Annotated in this window: 13 protein-coding genes; 7 read left to right on the top strand and 6 right to left on the bottom strand. The window is 35.4% G+C overall.

What is annotated here, in order from left to right:
* Window positions 1–81: 81 nt before the first annotated feature.
* Window positions 82–2988, top strand: a complete 2907-nt coding sequence (locus tag NJT12_RS08705) for an FAD-binding and (Fe-S)-binding domain-containing protein (RefSeq protein WP_271335497.1) — start codon at window positions 82–84, stop codon at window positions 2986–2988.
* A 781-nt stretch (window positions 2989–3769) separates the two neighbouring features.
* Here the strand turns inward: NJT12_RS08705 and pgl are convergent.
* The 3 genes from pgl to gndA all read right to left on the bottom strand — a co-directional run bounded on the left by pgl (window position 3770) and on the right by gndA (window position 7525).
* A complete protein-coding gene (pgl, locus tag NJT12_RS08700; RefSeq protein ID WP_271335496.1) occupies window positions 3770–4489 on the bottom strand; it encodes a 6-phosphogluconolactonase in 720 nt (239 codons plus the stop codon).
* A gap of 78 nt (window positions 4490–4567) precedes the next feature.
* Window positions 4568–6079: a glucose-6-phosphate dehydrogenase gene (zwf, locus tag NJT12_RS08695; protein ID WP_271335495.1), complete on the bottom strand. Its 1512-nt coding sequence runs from the start codon at window positions 6077–6079 to the stop codon at window positions 4568–4570.
* A gap of 39 nt (window positions 6080–6118) precedes the next feature.
* Window positions 6119–7525 (bottom strand): NADP-dependent phosphogluconate dehydrogenase, encoded by a 1407-nt coding sequence (gene gndA / locus NJT12_RS08690; protein ID WP_271335494.1) that lies wholly within the window; start codon window positions 7523–7525, stop codon window positions 6119–6121.
* A 282-nt stretch (window positions 7526–7807) separates the two neighbouring features.
* Here gndA and NJT12_RS08685 point away from each other — a divergent pair, with 282 nt between their 5' ends.
* A complete protein-coding gene (locus tag NJT12_RS08685; protein ID WP_271335493.1) occupies window positions 7808–9739 on the top strand; it encodes an amino acid permease in 1932 nt (643 codons plus the stop codon).
* 279 nt (window positions 9740–10018) lie between these two features.
* Window positions 10019–11113, top strand: a complete 1095-nt coding sequence (locus tag NJT12_RS08680) for a DUF695 domain-containing protein (protein WP_271335492.1) — start codon at window positions 10019–10021, stop codon at window positions 11111–11113.
* A 204-nt stretch (window positions 11114–11317) separates the two neighbouring features.
* On the opposite strand, the gene NJT12_RS08675 is transcribed toward NJT12_RS08680, so the two are convergent.
* Window positions 11318–12520: an aminotransferase class I/II-fold pyridoxal phosphate-dependent enzyme gene (locus tag NJT12_RS08675; protein ID WP_271335491.1), complete on the bottom strand. Its 1203-nt coding sequence runs from the start codon at window positions 12518–12520 to the stop codon at window positions 11318–11320.
* A 421-nt stretch (window positions 12521–12941) separates the two neighbouring features.
* Between NJT12_RS08675 and NJT12_RS08670 the strand changes: the two genes are divergently transcribed.
* Together NJT12_RS08670 and lpdA are read left to right on the top strand one after the other, a co-directional pair.
* Window positions 12942–13397 carry an Lrp/AsnC family transcriptional regulator gene (locus tag NJT12_RS08670; protein ID WP_133509395.1) on the top strand — a complete coding sequence of 152 codons (456 nt, stop codon included), beginning with the start codon at window positions 12942–12944 and terminating at the stop codon, window positions 13395–13397.
* Window positions 13398–13892: 495 nt separating this feature from the next.
* Window positions 13893–15296: a dihydrolipoyl dehydrogenase gene (gene lpdA, locus NJT12_RS08665; protein WP_271335490.1), complete on the top strand. Its 1404-nt coding sequence runs from the start codon at window positions 13893–13895 to the stop codon at window positions 15294–15296.
* Window positions 15297–15358: 62 nt separating this feature from the next.
* On the opposite strand, the gene NJT12_RS08660 is transcribed toward lpdA, so the two are convergent.
* Window positions 15359–16012, bottom strand: coding sequence for a hypothetical protein (locus NJT12_RS08660; protein ID WP_271335488.1), 654 nt, complete (start codon window positions 16010–16012; stop codon window positions 15359–15361).
* Window positions 16013–16156: 144 nt separating this feature from the next.
* Between NJT12_RS08660 and NJT12_RS08655 the strand changes: the two genes are divergently transcribed.
* Window positions 16157–16699, top strand: a complete 543-nt coding sequence (locus tag NJT12_RS08655; RefSeq protein ID WP_271335487.1) for a lipocalin family protein — start codon at window positions 16157–16159, stop codon at window positions 16697–16699.
* Window positions 16700–16828: 129 nt separating this feature from the next.
* Here NJT12_RS08655 and NJT12_RS08650 read toward each other — a convergent pair whose 3' ends face one another.
* Entirely contained in the window at window positions 16829–17206 is a 378-nt protein-coding gene (locus tag NJT12_RS08650) for a DoxX family membrane protein (protein ID WP_271335486.1), read from the bottom strand.
* 403 nt (window positions 17207–17609) lie between these two features.
* Here NJT12_RS08650 and NJT12_RS08645 point away from each other — a divergent pair, with 403 nt between their 5' ends.
* A complete protein-coding gene (locus tag NJT12_RS08645) occupies window positions 17610–18896 on the top strand; it encodes an anthranilate synthase component I family protein (RefSeq protein ID WP_271335484.1) in 1287 nt (428 codons plus the stop codon).
* Window positions 18897–18991 lie beyond the last annotated feature (95 nt).

The following is an 18991-nucleotide window of genomic DNA, read 5'->3' as shown; positions in this document are numbered from 1 at the left end:
TGAACCTTTGGCACTTTGCACCTCTGAACCTTAAAAAATAACTATTTTTGTAACTGAAAGAAAGCCATAAATTCAGCGATAATGTCAATAAATAAGGAGTTAGAACAATTAGCAACGTCATTAGAAGGAACACTTTTATACGATGATCTTCATAAAACGCTTTATTCGACCGATGCTTCGGTGTACAGAATTCGACCAAAAGCGGTTTCTGTTCCTAAAACTATCGAAGATATCAGTAAAGTGATTCGGTTTGCGGCGCAGCATCATATTTCGATTACGCCCAGAACGGCAGGAACTTCACTTGCCGGACAAACGGTTGGTGACGGAATTGTGGTCGATGTTTCGAAAAACTTTACCAAAATCCTGAATTTCGACCCCATTAAAAAAACGGTTACAGTTCAGCCCGGTGTAATTCGTGATGAACTGAATTTATTTCTGAAACCACATGGCGTTTTTTTCGGACCTAACACTTCAACCACAAACCGTTGTATGATTGGCGGAATGGTGGGCAATAATTCTTCGGGAACGACTTCGATTCGTTATGGTGTGACGCGCGATAAAATTGTCGAAATCAAAGGACTTTTAAGCGATGGTTCTCAGGTGGTTTTTAACGAGTTGACTTCGGCGGAATTTATTGCAAAAACCAAAGGAGATACTTTAGAAAATAAAATATATAAAAGTCTTTATGAGGAACTTTCGGTAAAAGCAACGCAGGACGAAATTATCAAGGAGTTTCCAAAACCGGAAATTCACAGACGAAATACAGGTTATGCCGTTGATATTCTATTAAAATCGGATTTGTTTGGCGGAACTGAACCCACAATAAACGTAGGGAAATTACTTTGCGGAAGCGAGGGAACGCTGGTTTTTACAACCGAAATTACTTTAAAAGTTGATGATTTACCGCCAGCGAATAATATTATGGTCGTGGCGCATTATCATAGTATTCAGGAATCGCTGGAATCTGTCGTAGTAGCAATGAAACATCATTTGTATACTTGCGAAATGATCGACGATACAATTTTAGATTGTACAAAAACAAGTCGCGAACACATTAAAAACAGATTTTTTCTGGTTGGAGAACCTAAAGCGATTATGATGTTTGAAGTCGCTTCACATGATGCGGCAGATGCCGAAAATCAAGCAAATGCTTTAGTGGCCGATTTAGAAAAAAATAACTTTGGTTACGCGCTCGTAAAAATATACGGTGCTGATATTGATAAAGTAAACGAACTTAGAAAAGCCGGTCTCGGACTTTTAGGAAGTATTGTTGGCGATGACAAAGCAGCTGATTCTATTGAGGATACGGCAGTTCAATTGAGTGATTTACCTGCTTATATTGCAGAGTTTTCGGCCATGATGCTACGCCACGGACAAGACGCTATTTATTACGCACATGCCGGAGCGGGAGAACTGCACTTGCGTCCGGTTTTGAATTTAAAGAAAACATCAGATTTAAAACTCTTTAGAACCATTGCGACCGATGTGGCCATTTTGGTAAAGAAATACAGAGGTTCGCTAAGCGGTGAACACGGCGACGGAATTGTGCGCGGAGAATTTATTCCGTTTATGATTGGCGAAACCAATTATGAGTTGCTGAAAAGAATCAAATTGACGTTTGATCCGAATTCGGTTTTGAATATCGGGAAGATTGTCAACGCTTTAAAGATGGACGAAAACCATCGTGTGATTTCAGGCAGGACAGAACCGGATATAAAGACGTTTCAGGATTTCTCAGACAGTTTAGGGATTTTGCGTGCTGCCGAAAAATGTAACGGATCAGGAGATTGCAGAAAATTACCATCGGCAGGAGGATCAATGTGTCCGAGTTATCGTGCGACAAAAAACGAAAAAGAAACAACGCGTGCGAGAGCGAATGCGTTGCGTGAATATTTAACGTATTCTGAGAAAGAAAACAAATTCGATCAGAAGGAGTTATACGAAGTTTTTGAGTTGTGTGTGAGCTGTAAAGCTTGCGCAAGTGAATGTCCTAGTAATGTGGATGTTGCAACCTTAAAAGCAGAATTTTTATACCAATATCAAAAAGCAAACGGATTTTCGACCCGAAATAAGATTTTTGCACACAATGCAAAACTGAATAAAATGGGAAGTTTGTTTCCGTCGATTACGAATTTTATTTCGAATCAATCCCTGGTGAAGAAAAGTATGGGAATTGCACCGGAAAGACAAGTTCCGTTGCTAGCCAAAAAGACGTTTAAAAAATGGTATGAAAACCATAAGCCACAACAAAATAATTTCCCGAACGGACAAGTGTATTTGTTTAATGATGAATTTACGAATTATTACGATGTCAATATCGGAATCGATGCTTTCGAATTATTAACCAAATTGGGTTACGAAGTTCTGGTTGTAAATCACGAAGAAAGCGGAAGAACCTATTTGTCGAAAGGATTTCTGGAAGAAGCAAAGAAGATCGCGAATATCAATGTCAATATTTTCAAGGATTTAATTTCTGCGAAAGCACCTTTGATAGGTATAGAACCATCGGCAATTTTGACTTTTAGGGACGAATATTTACGTTTGGCAGATGATAAAGAAAGCGCTCAGAAAGTAGCACAAAGTGCTTTTACGATCGAAGAATTCTTTAAAAAAGAAATTATAGACGGTAAGATCAAACCTGATTCTTTTTCAGAAGAAAAGAAGGAAATCAAAATTCACGGGCATTGCCATCAGAAATCGTTGAGTTCGGTAGAAGCGACTTTCGCAATGCTGAATTTGCCAACGAATAATACGGTTACTATCTATAATTCGGGCTGTTGCGGAATGGCAGGATCATTTGGCTACGAAAAAGAACATTATCAGGTAAGTATGCAAATGGGAGAGGATGCCTTATTCCCTAAAGTCCGTGCTACTGCCGAAAACGTAAAAATCGCCGCCGCAGGAACGAGCTGCCGCCATCAAATTTTTGACGGAACGAGTAGGGAAGCACAGCATCCGGTAAGCATTTTAAGGAATTGCTTGCGTTGAGATAGTATGCCCACGGATGATACGGATTCACTACGTGAAAACGCGGATAAGCGCGGATTTTTATGTTTTATCTTAAGTTTTAGCCACTCATTAAAAAGATTCTTTCACGCAGTCCCGATAGCTATAGGGAGCGTGAGAAATAATTTGTGCTAATTTGTGAAATTTGTGGCAAAAAAATCTAAGTAAAGAAATGTTCAGCCAAAGACTATTAAGATTAAAATGATTTTGTTTCACGTAGTCCCGATAGCTATCGGGCAATGTCATTAAGTTAAGGAAAAGCTATGATGCTTTTGTCTAATTGATCTCGCGCAAAGTCGCAAAGCCGCCAAGTTTACATCCGTTTTCTTTGCGCCTTTGCGAATTTTTTTAGCCATAATTGTCCTTAAAAAACTTAACTTAATGACATTGAGCTATCGGGAGCGTGAGAAAATAATTTGTGCTAATTTGTGAAATTTGTGGCAAAAAAATCTAAGTAAAGAAATGTTCAGCCAAAGACTATTAATATTAAAATGATTTTGTTGCGCGCAGTCCCGATAGCTATCGGGAGCAGATTATAGCAGATTTAATTTTAGATTTTTATTAAATAATCTGCGCTTATCTGCTTAAATCTTTTTAAATCTGCGAGAAATTTTTATTAAAAGAATCTATGGCTAATTTTTTCTCTCGCAGATTTATCAGATTTTTTTTGACAAAGATTAAAAAGAAACCGGCGTCAATCTGTTTTGTCCGTAAAATCCGTGGGCAAAAAAGCTCTCCGGGAATCTCTGTGAGATACCTCGCCTTATAGCAAGCTGGAAGCTGCTTCATCAACAAACCAGGTCAATTTTCCGTCGATAGGCTGTATCAATTGAGAAGGGTAGTTGTTCACCTCTTTTTGCTCGTCTTTAATTACGTGTTTTAGTGCTTCGGCTTTGTTTGCTCCAAAAACTAAAAATGCCACATTTAGCGCTTTATTGATTAACGGAGCTGTTAAGCTAATACGATGTGTGTTTAATTTTTCTACAAATACTGATGCTACAGTAGCTTCTGTATCAGCAACCAAAGTAGTATGCGGGAAAATAGAAGCTGTGTGTGCATCATCTCCCATGCCTAAAAGAATTAAATCAAAAACAAGATCATTGTTGTCAAAATGTTTGTCGATTCTGCTTTTATAATCAGCGGCTGCGGCTTCAGGATCTAAAGTAGTATTGACATAAAAAATATGATTTTCGGATGTTTCTAAGATATCAAAAAAAGATCTTTTAGCCATTAAGCCGTTATAGTTTTCATCGTTTGCAGGAACAGTACGTTCGTCGCCAAAAAAGAAAAATACCTTGTTCCAGTCGATTTTGTTTCTGTATTCAGTAGCTAGAAAAGTATAAAGTGCTTTAGGTGAATTTCCTCCGGTAAGCACAAAATTAAAACGGTCGTTTTTTTCTATTGCTGTTTGTGCAATCTCAATAATGTAATTGGCTAAATCCAGCGTTAATTCTTCGGTTGTTTTGTATATACGTAAGTTCATGTTTTTTATTCTAAATAAGTAATAACGAAGCACAAATAATTTTTTAATTGATTTGTACTTCGTTCAATTACGTTTGTATTATTCTTTTTCTTTTAATGGTAGATTAAACCAATGAAAACCATCTCTGGCAATCAATGCTTCAGCTTTTTCAGGTCCCCAGCTGTCAGCTTGATAATTAGGGAAGTTAATCGATTTTTTGCCTTCCCACGAGTTCAGGATTGGCATCACCAATTCCCAGGCAGCTTCTACCTGATCGCCACGCATAAATAACGTTTGATCGCCCATTATGGCATCTAGCAGCAATGTTTCGTAAGCTTCCGGACTGTCATTTTTATAAGTGCCTTTATAATCAAAAATCATGTCTACAGGATTTAGGACCATATTCAGCCCCGGTCTTTTAGCCAATACTTGCATTCGAATACTCATCTCTGGCTGAATACTGATTATTAATCGGTTTTGCTGCCAGTTTTCGGTCGCGCTTCCGGAAAAAATCTGATGAGGTACGTCCTTAAATTGAATAGTGATTAAAGACGAAGTTTGGTTTAAACGTTTTCCTGTTCTTAAATAGAAAGGAACGCCTTGCCATCTCCAGTTGTCGATATGAAATTTAGCCGCTGCAAAAGTTTCTGTATTAGATTCCGGGTCAACACTTTTTTCCTGGCGATATCCAAGTACTTCTTTGCCCTCGACCCAACCTTTGCTATATTGTCCTCTTACGGTGTTAAAACGAATGTATTCCTGAGAAAACGGACGAACAGCTTTTAGAACTTCTACTTTACGATTTCTAATTTCAGTCGCATCAAAACTTATAGGAGCTTCCATTCCAACTAAACAAAGCAATTGCAAAAGGTGATTTTGAATCATGTCTCTTAATGCTCCGGCTCCTTCATAATAGCCACCGCGATCTTGTACGCCCAATTGTTCCGTTACCGAAATTTGGACATGATCAATATATTGCCTGTTCCATAAAGGCTCAAACATAGCATTTGCAAAACGGAAGGCCATCATGTTTTGCACTGTTTCTTTTCCTAAATAGTGATCGATACGATAGATTTGCTTTTCAGTAAAAATGCTGCTTAACAGCGAGTTTAAATCTTTTGCAGTTTCTAAATCGTAGCCAAAAGGCTTTTCGATTATAATTCGGCTATTATCTTCGTCTTCAGTTAATTTGTATTTTTTTAAGCTTTCGGCAATTACAGGAAAAAAACTAGGTGCTACAGCTAAGTAAAAAATTACCTGTGTATCTTCTCCATATTCCTGTTGGTATTTTTCGATACAGGCTTTTAAATTTTCAAAAGTTTGAGGCTGATCAAAATCCGTTGCACAATAATGTAAGGTATTACCAAAACGATCCCATTTTTCCTTGACTTTTCCGGTGCGCGAGAATGCGCAAACAGCGTCTTCCAGTGCATCTTTATAGCCTTGATCAGTATATTCTGTTCTCCCTGTGCCAATGATAGCAAATTGATCAGGCATATAACCTTCGATAAACAAATTATAAAGTGCCGGCGCTAATTTTCTTTTATTTAAATCACCTGTTCCTCCAAAAATTACAAAAATAGTGGGGTTTAACTTGGCTTTAGTTTTCATATTTATATTGTGATTCGTGTATTAAAACATTGATGCTGGTTAATTCCATTTCGCATGAAAAACACCTTCTTTATCAATGCGTTCAAAAGTATGAGCTCCAAAGAAATCTCTCTGTGCCTGAATTAAGTTCGAAGGCATTCGGGCACTTGTAATAGTGTCAAAATAAGTAAGAGTCGAAGCAAAAGCAGGAATACCAACACCAGAAGTTACACAAGCAGCAACTGTTTTGCGAGTACCTGCCAAAGTAGATTTGATGATTTCCTGAATACCGGCATCTCCAAACAAATGTTCTAATGTGTTGTTTTTATCATAAGCCTGATAAATATTTTCTAAGAATTTGGCTCTAATGATACATCCTCCACGCCAAATTTTAGCAATTTCGTTTAATTTCAATTCGTACTTGTATTCTTTAGAAGCTTGTACAAGCAAATGCAAACCTTGTGCATAAGCAGAAATCATCGAAAAATAGAATGCATTTTCAAGATCCTCAAGCGAAATATCAATTTTAGAATCTTTTTTGCCAAAAGCATCTTCCAGAGAAACTCTCAGTGCCTTGTATTTAGATAAATCACGATTGGTAACAGCTTCATTAATGGTAGGGACAGGCAATTGCAGTTCCATCGAAACCTCTGAAGTCCATTTTCCAGTACCTTTTGATCTCGCTTCATCTTTTATCATGTCCAGAAGGTCGTTTGGTGTTTCGGTATCTTTAACAGGGAAAATATCTGTTGTAATTTCTAATAAAAAAGATTGAAGCCTTCCTTCATTCCATTTCTTAAATACATTGTGAATTTCCTGATTCGAGTATCCCAAACCATTTTTAAGAATTCCGTACGTTTCGGCAAGAAGCTGCATGATAGCATATTCAATTCCATTATGCACCATTTTTACAAAATGTCCGGATGCACCAGGACCAATATAAGTTACACACGGATCGTTGTTTACTTTTGCAGCAATGGCTTCAAAAATATCTTTCATGACATTGTAGGCATTTTTGTCTCCGCCAGGCATCATACTAGGACCAAATCGCGCACCTTCTTCACCACCGGAAATACCCATACCAAAGAAATGTAAACCATCATTTTCTAGTTCTGCAACTCTTCGGTTCGTATCGCTAAAATGAGAGTTCCCACTATCGATAATGATATCGCCTTTGCTCAAAAGCGGTTTAAGTTCAGCTATAACACTATCAACAATTGGTCCGGCAGGCACTAATAAAATTAGCGTGCGGGGTGTTTGCAGACTGTCAATAAAGTTTTCGATATTATCAAATCCTTCCAAGTTATGATTCTTACCTTCCTCTTCAAGTTTCGTAATCATTTTTTGGTCTTTATCATACCCTGTAACAGAAAAACCTTTGTCTGCCATATTCAATAAAAGGTTTCGGCCCATTGTGCCTAATCCAATCATTCCTAATTTATATTTTTTAGAATCGTTATTTGCCATTTTTTATACATTTAGAACATCAAAAATAAGGTTTAAAATTTATATTATTAAGGATTAGTCCTGATTTCGAATTAAGGATCCGGTATTTTAGCTTTGAGGTTATTCAGATAAATTAAGTTATAAAGAAAAATCCTTAATTATGTTGTTTAAATTTAATTTTATCAGAATAACTAAAGAGAAAACAAAATGGTTTTATATATTTGAAATCAGGATAATTTTTGCATTATTTGCAAAATAAAACAGCAAACACCGATTTAAATTAATTTAAAAGCAAAACCATATATGGCATTATCAGGTTTATTCCGTAAAAAAACGGTACAAGATATTCTGAAGCAAGTTGCAAAAAACGAAGCAGATGGTCATAATGCATTAGGAAAACATTTAACCACGAGAGATTTAACTGCGTTTGGAATTGCTGCAATTGTGGGAGCAGGAATTTTTAGTACCATCGGAAAAGCCAGTGCTGATGGTGGACCGGCGGTAATTTTCTTGTTTTTATTTACTGCTTTAGCCTGTAGTTTTGCTGCTTTTGCTTACGCCGAATTTGCCTCAATGGTTCCGGTTTCAGGAAGTGCTTATACGTACTCTTATGTAGCTTTTGGAGAAATAGTTGCCTGGATAATTGGTTGGGCTTTAATCATGGAATATGCTGTAGGAAATATAACCGTTGCCATATCGTGGAGTGATTATTTTACAGGACTGCTCCAGAGTGGCGGAATTCATCTCCCGCAATGGATCCAGATGGATTATCTAACGGCTTCAAACGGATTTAAAGATGCCACGGCTTTAATGCAGGGCGGAAAATCATATGAGAATTTAGGCAGGGGATTACAGGAAGCTTATACGGCCTGGACAACATCACCAACGATTGGATCTTTCCATTTTGTTGCTGATTTACCGGCATTGTTTATCATTATTTTGATTACAGCGTTGGTTTACAGAGGAATGAAAGAGTCCCGTAATGCCAGTAACTTAATGGTTGTAGTAAAACTTTGCGTAGTGCTTTTAGTAATTGCAGTGGGTGTATTTTATGTAGATACAGCAAATTGGGATCCGTTTGCACCAAATGGGGTTAGTGGAGTTTTAAAAGGAGTTTCGGCTGTTTTCTTTGCTTATATTGGTTTTGATGCAATCTCGACAACTGCCGAAGAATGTAAAAATCCACAACGTGATCTACCACGCGGAATGATGTGGGCGATTATCATTTGTACTATATTATATATCGCCATAGCCTTGGTTCTGACCGGAATGGTAAATTATAACGAACTAAATGTTGGAGATCCTCTGGCGTTTGTTTTCGATAAATTAAACTTAAAATGGATGTCCGGAATTATAGCCGTAAGTGCTGTAGTTGCAATGGCAAGCGTTTTGTTGGTTTTCCAGATGGGTCAGCCCCGTATCTGGATGAGTATGAGCCGTGATGGTTTATTGCCAAAGAAATTTTCTACCGTGCACCCAAAATTCAAAACACCATCATTTGCTACTGTTGTAACAGGTTTTGTGGTGGCAGTTCCAGCTTTGTTTTTGAATTTGACAATGGTAACAGATTTATGCAGTATCGGAACTTTATTTGCCTTTGTCTTGGTTTGCGCCGGAGTTTTGGTTTTACAGGATAAAAAAGATATCCCGAGAGGAAAATTCAAAACACCTTATGTGAATTCAAAATATATTTTGCCAGTTTTTATGATTGTCGGACTGTATTATGCTTTCAATTTCAATACTAAAGCAACAATGGCTTTTATTAATAATGAAGAGCAGACTTATGACGCAACGACAATTATCACATCATTAAATAAAGAAGAATCAACCAAAGTTTTCAATTATTTAGAAAGTATCGATCTTCATAATAAAACTGCACAAACCGCAGATTTAGAGCATTTATTAAGCCAGTATCAAGACGATGATGCTAAATATGCTGCCGTTGTAAAAGGATTGCCAGTCAGTGATTCTCTAAAATACGAATCAGGATTCAGCTTATTCAAACACAAAATCCCAATGTGGATATTTTTAGTAGTTTTAGTTGGATTAGCAGTTTGGGCCTTCAGAAAAAACTTGTCTTTAATTCCGTTATTAGGTCTTATCTGTTGTCTGTATATGATGGCTGAATTAAGCGTCTGGAATTGGATCTACTTTACCATCTGGTTATTAATAGGATTGATTATTTACTTTACGTACAGTAGAAAAAACAGTAAGCTGAATACGATTGAAATATAATTAACTATAAATTATAAATAGAAATCCGCTCTGAAAATAATCTCGGAACGCTACAAACACGAATTTTATCAATTGTCAGTACTAACTAGTTTGTGAAATAAATTTTACAAACTAGTTTTACGCAATTAAACTTGGTGCTAAGACGTGAAATTCGTGTTCATAACAGATTTATAATACTTCCATAATTAGTTCAGAACGACTTTTTTTATCAATATATTCTTATGTTTTTCTAAAAGGTTTTCTTAAGTTTGAGGATTGTAATTTTTAAATTCTAAACGAATGAGTTTTCTTAAAAATATTCTGGGTAAAAAAGATACTCCGATAAATTCTAGTAGCGATTTTTGGAATTGGTTTCTAAAAAATGAAAAAGAGTTTTTTAAAATTGTTCAAAGCCGTAAAAACATAAATACAGATTTCTTTGATAAACTTGCTCCAAAGTTAAATGAAGTGCACTCTGGGATTTATTTCCTGACGGGTATGTTTGACGATCAGACTGTCGAATTAATTTTAACACCGGATGGGGCAATTAAAAATATTTACGTAATTGAAGAGTTGGTAAATAATGCTCCGCAAATTAAAGGCTGGAAATTTACAGCTCTTAAACCGGCATCAAATATTAAAGACGTTAGTATTAATTATGAAGATTATGAATTTAAGAAAGAAAATTTAAAATTTTATCCTAATCTCGATAAAAACTATCCGGACGAAATTGATCTTACAATTATTTACGATCATTTTACAGAAGAAAAAAAAGGAATACTAGCGAATGGAATTTATATTTTTCTGGATAATTACCTGGGCGAATTGCATTCAGTTACTTTGATAGATAATATGAGAGTAATTGGCAACAATGAAGTTGCTGAGGAGCTGATTCCAATCGAAAAATTAAAAGATTATTTAATTTGGAGAGAAAAAGAGTTCATCGAAAAATACGAAGGCACAAGGCATAATACAGAACATGATGGTTACGCAAGTTTTGAAGGGAAAACAAAAGAGGGTGGAATTGTTTTGGCAGTAATCAATACAACTCTTTTGCAATGGGATAAAAAAGCATCCCATCCCTGGATTTTGATAGTTGGAATTCCGTATGAGGAAACTGACGAAAGTGGTTTGCCGGATAATGAAACTTACAAACGATTGGATGAAATTGAAGATGAAATAACGTTAAGTTTAACTGATGCAGATGGCTATCTAAATGTTGGACGCGAAACAGCAAATAACAAACGAGAGATCTTTTTTGCCTGTAAAGATTTTCGAAAACCTCCTAAAGTTTTAGATGCATTAATAAAAAAACACAATAAAACGTTTGAAATAAATTACGAAATTTATAAAGATAAATATTGGAAATCCTTTAGGCATTACGAACCAAAATAAAGTAAAAATCCGTTCTGATAGATTTCAGAACGGATTTTTTGTTTTGCTACAGATAAAAAAGGTTTTTTTTTCACGCAGATCTTGCAGATTTCAGCACATTTAATGTAGATAGTAATAAATAAGACCTGTTTATATCTGCCTAAATCTTTCAAAATCTGCGTGAAAAAACTTTAGTGCAACACTGCGAGCCTCTGTGAACCAAGGCTACAATATGCCAAGCTCCACCATACAAGCCTTCATCATTTCATAAGTACGCTCAATATCGTTATCCAACCCAATAGAGAAACGAATCAAACCGTCCGTTAATCCCATTTCGTGTTGTTCTTCTAACGGAATCTCACTAGACGTCGAAGTTCCGGGAGCACTAAATAGTGTTTTGTAGAATCCTAAACTTACAGCGAGATAACCTAGATTTCTGGCTTGCATCAATTCCATTAGTTCATTCGCTTTTGCCAGAGTTCCAACATCAATTGTCAGCATTCCGCCAAAACCATATTCCGGATTGATCATCGTTTTGTAAAGTTCATGGCTTGGGTGACTTTTCAGTCCCGGATAAACTGTTTTGAGTCCGTCTTTTTCGAATTTATCCGCCAGGACATGAGCATTATGACTGTGTTGTTTGATACGGATATGTAAAGTACGAAGGTTTTTCATCACAGAAGCTGATCGCAAACTGTCCATTGTTGGACCCAAAAGCATACTTGCTCCCGAGTTTACATTTTTAAGCGAATTGATGAATTCTTTCGATGCGCAGGTCACGCCGCCAACTGTATCGCTGCTTCCGTTGATGTATTTGGTCAAACTATGAATCACGATATCGGCGCCTAATTTTGCCGGAGAAACAGACAAAGGCGAAAACGTATTATCGACCACCAATTTCAAATTATGCTTTTTAGCAATTTTGGACAAACCTGCAATATCAGCAACTTCTAATAACGGATTACTCACCGTCTCGCAATACAAAACTTTCGTTTTTGGCGTAATTGCAGCCTCTACAACATCAAGTTTTGTAATGTCTACAAAGCTTGTTTCGATCCCGAATCTAGGAGTGAAATTCTTCAAAAAAGCATAAGTTCCGCCATAAATTGTTCTGCTCGAAACAATGTGATCGCTCGTACCACACAACTGCAACAGAGTAGGTGTAATCGCGCCCATTCCCGAAGCCGAAACATTTGCCGTTTCCGTTCCTTCCATTGCCGCCAAAGCCTGATCTAAGTATAAATTGCTTGGAGACGAATGACGTGAATACAAATAGCAGCCCTCCATATTCCCCTCGAAAGTGTCGAACATCGTTTTAGCCGAAAGAAACGTATATGTCGAAGAATCAGAAATAGAAGGGTTTACACCGCCAAATTCACCAAAGTATTGCAAATCCTGAATTTTATCTGCTGGATTAAAGTTTTTCATTTTTAGTTAGTTTCAAGTTTTTATTTGTTTTAAGTTTTAGGTTTCAAGTTGTTGGAACTGATTATCAAATTTTAATTTTTAACCATTTTCATTGGAATTCAAAATTTGGAATTTGATTTGTCATCCTGAGCGAAGTCGAAGGAAGGAACTATTCCTGCTATCCGTTTCAATCTTTTGTGCCGAACCCCGGCACAAAAGGATTTCCACTTCTATCAGGGCTAATACATTCGTATTCAAAAGAAATTCTATTCAAAATAAGGACTATTTAGAAAATTAATCAATTGAGTAAGTAATAATTAGAATTTAAAACTATAAAAAGTAATTTTTAAAGATTTTTAATCTAAATTTGATAAAGAAAGTCTAACGCAGTAGATTTTCTATCTTTTCGTAACAAACTATCAACCAAAAACCATCAACTATAATGACTTTAGACGCCACCGATAAAAAACTCTTAGTCTTACTACAGACCGACAGTAAAAAGACCACCAAAGAATTATCTTTAAAACTGAATCTGTCAGTAACTGCAGTTTACGAACGCATCAAAAAGCTAGAGCGCGAAGGAATCATCAAAAACTACGTAGCATTAGTAGACAAAACCAAAATCGACAAAGGATTTGTCGTTTTCTGCCACTTAAAACTCATTCAGCATACCAAAGAGTTCCTCACCAAATTCGAAAGCGAAGTGATCAAACTCAACGAAGTTTTAGAATGCCATCACGTAAGCGGCGATTATGATTATATCCTGAAAGTATTAGTAAAAGATATGGAAGAATACAGAGAATTTCTGGTAACCAAATTGACTTCGCTACAGCATATTGGCAGCACGCAAAGTATGTTTATGATTAGCGAGGTAAAGAATTCGACGGTGATTTTTTGAGGAAGGTTCAGAGAGGCAAAGGGACGAAGGTTTTTCTCATCATTTTTGTCATCCTGAGGAACGAAGGATCACATGAGATATTCCGCAAACAGAATCGCCAATCTTTGCCGAGCCCCATATGTGATCCTTCGTTCCTCTGGATGACAAGTTTATGTATAAGCTTTGCGACTATGTGACTTCTAAGTTTTTTTAAAACTGCTTTATCTGTAAAATCAGCCTGAAACATTCTTTTTCATTTTCAAAATCAAAAAGAAAATTTAAAAAATTTGCGTCTCTTCACGAGACTAAAAAACAACAACTTTGCGAGCTTTCGCGTAACTCTTCGCGAACTTCGCGGTAAAAAAAACTTTGTACCTTCGAGACTTCGTGGTAAAAAAACAAAACTTCTTAGCAAAACCCTCCACCCAAAATTTCACACAAAAAACATTGAGATTTAAACTTTAAACAAAACTTTATTCCTTAATTTTGTATCGCTAAAAATAAAATAGACAAACTATGAGTTCATTTGACGTAGTCATTATAGGTTCAGGTCCTGGAGGATATGTATCAGCAATTCGTTGCGCACAATTAGGTTTCAAAACTGCGATTGTAGAAAAATATAATTCATTAGGCGGAACTTGCCTTAACGTAGGTTGTATTCCTTCAAAAGCATTATTATCATCTTCTCATCATTATGCAGAAATTGCACATTTTGCAGATCACGGAATCGAAGTTTCGGGTGAAGTAAAAGTCAATTTAGAGAAAATGATTGCTCGTAAACAAGCAGTTGTAGATCAAACCGTAGGTGGAATCAACTACCTAATGGATAAAAATAAAATTACTGTTTTCAACGGTTTAGGATCTTTCGTAGACGCAACGCACATTGCAGTTGCAAAAGCTGACGGAACTTCTGAAACTATCGAAACAAAATATGCTGTAATCGCTACAGGTTCAAAACCATCTTCTTTGCCATTTATCAAAATTGATAAAGAAAGAATTATCACTTCTACTGAAGCATTGGCTTTAAAAGAAGTGCCAAAACACTTAGTAATTATTGGTGGTGGAGTTATCGGAATCGAGCTTGGACAAGTTTACTTGCGTTTAGGAGCACAAGTTTCTGTAGTAGAATTCATGGACAGAATCATTCCCGGAATGGATAGTTCTTTGTCTAAGGAATTGACTAAAGTATTGAAAAAACAAGGAATGAAATTCTACGTTTCTCACAAAGTAAAATCAGTAGAAAGAAACGGTGATGCTGTTGTCGTTCAGGCTGAAAATGCAAAAGGAGAAACAATCACTTTAGAAGGAGATTATTCATTAGTTTCTGTTGGTCGTCGTCCGTACACAGACGGATTAAATGCTGACAAAGCAGGAGTTAAAATTTCAGACAGAGGACAAGTAGAAGTAAACGATCATTTACAAACTAACGTTCCTAATATTTATGCAATTGGTGATGTTGTTCGTGGAGCAATGTTAGCACACAAAGCAGAAGAAGAAGGAACTATGGTTGCTGAAACCTTAGCAGGTCAAAAACCACATATCGATTATAACTTAATTCCTGGTGTAGTTTATACCTGGCCGGAAGTTGCTGCAGTTGGACAAACAGAAGAGCAGGTTAAAGCTTCTGGAACTGAATACAAAGTAGGAAGTTTTCCTTTTAAAGCTTTAGGTCGTGCAAGAGCAAGTGGAGATTTAGACGGATTCGTAAAAATCATTGCTGATGCTAAAACAGATGAGGTTTTAGGAGTTCACATGATTGGAGCCCGTACTGCAGATTTAATTGCTGAAGCGGTTACTGCTATGGAATTCAAAGCTTCTGCTGAAGATATTTCAAGAATGAGTCATGCACATCCAACTTTTGCTGAAGCAGTAAAAGAAGCAGCATTAGCGGCTACAGATAATAGAGCATTACACGTATAATTTACGTTAAATCATAATTTTAAAAAACCTCTAATTCCGAAGTTTTGGAATTAGCGGTTTTTTTATTCTTTTACGATTTTAAAAATATAGTAGGTTTCTTTGTTTTTAGTATAAAGACTATACGTTTCATTTTCTTCATCGTATATTTTATAGAGGTATTTATCGCCTTTAATACTTAAATTTCCCCTTGAGATATTATTGCTTTCAATGAATTCCAGTTCAAATTCGCAATTGCCTTTTTTTCGATAATGAAGTTTTGAAAAAGTATTATCAGAAAATTGCTCAGTCCACAAATTATCCTTTAAAGTTACTGCTACCTTATTGCCATCGTTCTCGATATAATAATATTTTGAAGTCTTGTCGAATTGATTACACTTTGCCTTCGCTATTTTCTCGACAGGTTTTTCCTCTTGCATAGACCAGGTCCTTTCTTCTGCCTTATTAGGAAAAAGTGCTACAAATTCATTACAGTTTTTTTGTAATCTATAGAATATAAGTTCAAAAGCTTTTTTTTGAACCAGACTATCATTAAACTTTGCTAAATAAGGCGTAATGTGGGAATTGTTTATAGTATTGATTCTGATTTCATTATTCAGGTTTTTATTCTGAATCAATGATTTACATATTTCAGTAGTTAATGAATCAACAGATTGTATCGATTGAGCGTTAGAAAAATAATAAAAAGATAAGAAAGCTAATAAGATATATTTTTTCATTTAATGGAGTTGTTGATTGATCAAATATATAATTTTCAGCAGAAAATCTTCTTTCTTAAAACCAATAAAGTTGTAAATGTTATTTTAAATTGTGTAAAATAAATGCTTTACGGTATTTGTAGCTTTATACAAAAATAGATCGTTATGAAAAATAGATATATAGCTCCCGTTTTAGTTGGAGCAGGAATAGCTCTCGCACTTTATTCTTGTGGTACTACAATTCCCAAAAATGCAAAAGCAGTTACTAATTTTGACAAATCGAAATATTTAGGAAAGTGGTACGAAATTGCCAGACTTGATTTTAAATATGAAAAAGGACTGAATAATGTTACAGCCGAATATTCTCTCAATGATAACGGAACAATCAAAGTTGATAATAAAGGTTATGACGAAAAAAAAGAAAAATGGGAGCAAAGTATAGGTAAAGCTAAGTTTGCTAAAAGCGATAATGTCGGAATGCTGAAAGTTTCCTTCTTTGGTCCATTTTATGCCGGATATAATGTGATTGCTGTTGAAGACAACTATAAATATGCACTTGTTGCCGGCGAAAATTTAAAATACTTGTGGATACTTTCCAGAGAAACGACAATCCCCGAAAGTATAAAAGCAGATTTTCTAATTAAAGCCAGAGAAATAGGATATGAAATCTCAGATTTAGTTTGGGTAAAACATGATAAAGCAAATTAATGAAAACGGATTACTGTTAAATGCCGTGACACGATAAATTAATAAAGATTATAAACGTTGAATCTTTATTAAATAAGAAGCCCGATGCTCAAAAAGTATCGGGCTTCCGTATTTTTAAGTACAAATAAGTTATCTCGTAAAAACAGTTTTATAATTATCCCAATATCTGTAAATCAAAAATAAATTAGCAAGAAAGAGCAATGCCGCAATTGGCAAACCTTCAGGAGTCAGAAAATAATTGATAAACAAGATATTTACCGTTATCGGTAAGATCAAAATATTAGCTAACGTTACGTAGCGGCCAGTTACAAAAGCAATTCCGCAAAGCAATTCGATTGATTTCGCTAAAGGCATTAAATAAGTAGAGGCCAGTAAACCAGTATTAAAAGCTTTAAAGTCATCATTTGTAGCTGGTTCTGCAGGCATCAAATGAAAGAAAAAACTAATAGAGGCAAAAAGAAATAAAAGGCCAATTAAAACGCGGACAATAATAGTAGCAATTTTCATAATACTTAGGATTTTTAGATACGTTAAAAAAGTATAATTATTTTTTGAAAAGTGATATAATCTAAATCCTCAATTGAAATGGTATTTGATTTTTAAGGCTTTTTTATTGAGAATTTTACAATCTATTCAACCTATTTTAGGATTAATACAATGCTATATCAAATATAACGAATTTTTACTTACTAAATTGCTGTTTTTTTAACACTTTTGCTATTTCTTTATGTATTTCTTGTAAAGGATAAATCCACCTGCGCCAATCAAAATAAAGGGCCATAAATTAATAAGAAATACAAAGATGGATTCAGGAAAATACGGCGACTTTTAGGCAATTAATAATTTTTGACTATTCTTTTATCGAGGGATTTTTTTTGTCGTAATTTTGGAATCTAAAATTTATTTATTTTTGAGAGTTTCCATTCATAAACATATTGCAAATCCAGAGCACTTGAAGCAACAACTATTAAGCTGGTCGCAACAATTTCGCGAAGTAGTTTTTTTAGACAGCAATTCGTATCCGCAAGAATATTCCAGTTTTGATTGTATGTTAGCTGTAGATGCTTTTACTTCGTTAAAAACTGATTTCCATAATGCCTTCGACGATTTAAAACAATATCAGCAAACGACTAAAGACTGGCTTTTTGGTTATCTTTCTTATGATTTGAAGAATAATGTCGAAGAGTTAAAATCAAGTAATTTTGATGGATTAGATTTTCCTGATTTGTTTTTCTTTCAGCCAAAAAAAATAATGGTATTGAAAGGAAATCAGCTGGAAATTAAATATTTATTCCTTTGCGATGATGAGGTCGAAGATGATTTTGATGAGATTGTTCAAAATGAATTTAATACTTTCGAAACACTGAGTAAAGTCGATGTACAGCAAAGAATTTCGAAAGAATCGTATGTCGAAAAAGTAAGCGCAATGCTCAGACATATTCATAAAGGAGATATGTATGAAGCCAATTTTTGCATGGAGTTTTTTGCAGAAAATGCAATCATAAATCCGCTGGAGAAATTTCAAAAATTAAATGCAATTTCACAAGCCCCGTTTTCTGCATTTTTTAAAAATAATAAACAATTTTTGCTTTCAGCGTCTCCGGAACGTTATCTGAAAAAAGTAGGAGAGACTCTGATTTCACAACCCATAAAAGGAACATCAAAGCGGTTTTCTGACCCAATTGAAGATGAAAAATCAAAACAATTTTTAGCATCAGATTCGAAAGAACGCGCTGAAAATATTATGATTACAGACCTGGTTCGGAATGATTTGTCTCACACCGCACAAAAAGGTTCTGTAGAAGTGGTTGAGCTTTGCAAAATCTATTCGTTTTTGCAGGTACATCAAATGATTTCTACGATAACTTCAAAGTTAGATCCTCAATATTCGCCTATTGATGTTTTAAAAACAACTTTTCCAATGGGTAGCATGACAGGAGCACCGAAGATTTCGGTAATGAAAATTATCGAAAATCTCGAAGAAACTAAACGCGGTTTATACAGCGGAGCTATTGGCTATTTTACACCCGAAGGCGATTTTGATTTTAATGTCGTAATCAGAAGTATTTTGTACAATCAGGAAAATAAATACGTTTCGTTTTCAGTAGGGAGCGCCATTACAGCACAATCAATCCCTGAAAAAGAATACGAAGAATGTTTGCTGAAGGCTAAGGCGATGCATGAAGTTTTGCAGTAAGTTTTTTAAAAAAAAAGTTAGCCACGAATTACACTAATTAGCGCGAATTTTTTATTAGCTTAATGTAATTTAATTAGTGAAAATTTGTGCAATTC

Source organism: Flavobacterium azizsancarii, from assembly GCF_027980145.1.
In the GTDB taxonomy this organism is placed as follows: Bacteria; Bacteroidota; Bacteroidia; order Flavobacteriales; family Flavobacteriaceae; genus Flavobacterium; species Flavobacterium azizsancarii.
Note: the sequence above shows the minus strand (reverse complement) of the source record. Positions and strands in the feature narration are given on the sequence as shown.

Bases quoted from the DNA above. Each gene is read 5' to 3' on its own strand.
- NJT12_RS08705 (WP_271335497.1), top strand. From the start codon at position 82: ATGTCAATAAATAAGGAGTTAGAACAATTAGCAACGTCATTAGAAGGA.
- pgl (WP_271335496.1), bottom strand. From the start codon at position 4,489: ATGAACTTACGTATATACAAAACAACCGAAGAATTAACGCTGGATTTA.
- zwf (WP_271335495.1), bottom strand. From the start codon at position 6,079: ATGAAAACTAAAGCCAAGTTAAACCCCACTATTTTTGTAATTTTTGGA.
- gndA (WP_271335494.1), bottom strand. From the start codon at position 7,525: ATGGCAAATAACGATTCTAAAAAATATAAATTAGGAATGATTGGATTA.
- NJT12_RS08685 (WP_271335493.1), top strand. From the start codon at position 7,808: ATGGCATTATCAGGTTTATTCCGTAAAAAAACGGTACAAGATATTCTG.
- NJT12_RS08680 (WP_271335492.1), top strand. From the start codon at position 10,019: ATGAGTTTTCTTAAAAATATTCTGGGTAAAAAAGATACTCCGATAAAT.
- NJT12_RS08675 (WP_271335491.1), bottom strand. From the start codon at position 12,520: ATGAAAAACTTTAATCCAGCAGATAAAATTCAGGATTTGCAATACTTT.
- NJT12_RS08670 (WP_133509395.1), top strand. From the start codon at position 12,942: ATGACTTTAGACGCCACCGATAAAAAACTCTTAGTCTTACTACAGACC.
- lpdA (WP_271335490.1), top strand. From the start codon at position 13,893: ATGAGTTCATTTGACGTAGTCATTATAGGTTCAGGTCCTGGAGGATAT.
- NJT12_RS08660 (WP_271335488.1), bottom strand. From the start codon at position 16,012: ATGAAAAAATATATCTTATTAGCTTTCTTATCTTTTTATTATTTTTCT.
- NJT12_RS08655 (WP_271335487.1), top strand. From the start codon at position 16,157: ATGAAAAATAGATATATAGCTCCCGTTTTAGTTGGAGCAGGAATAGCT.
- NJT12_RS08650 (WP_271335486.1), bottom strand. From the start codon at position 17,206: ATGAAAATTGCTACTATTATTGTCCGCGTTTTAATTGGCCTTTTATTT.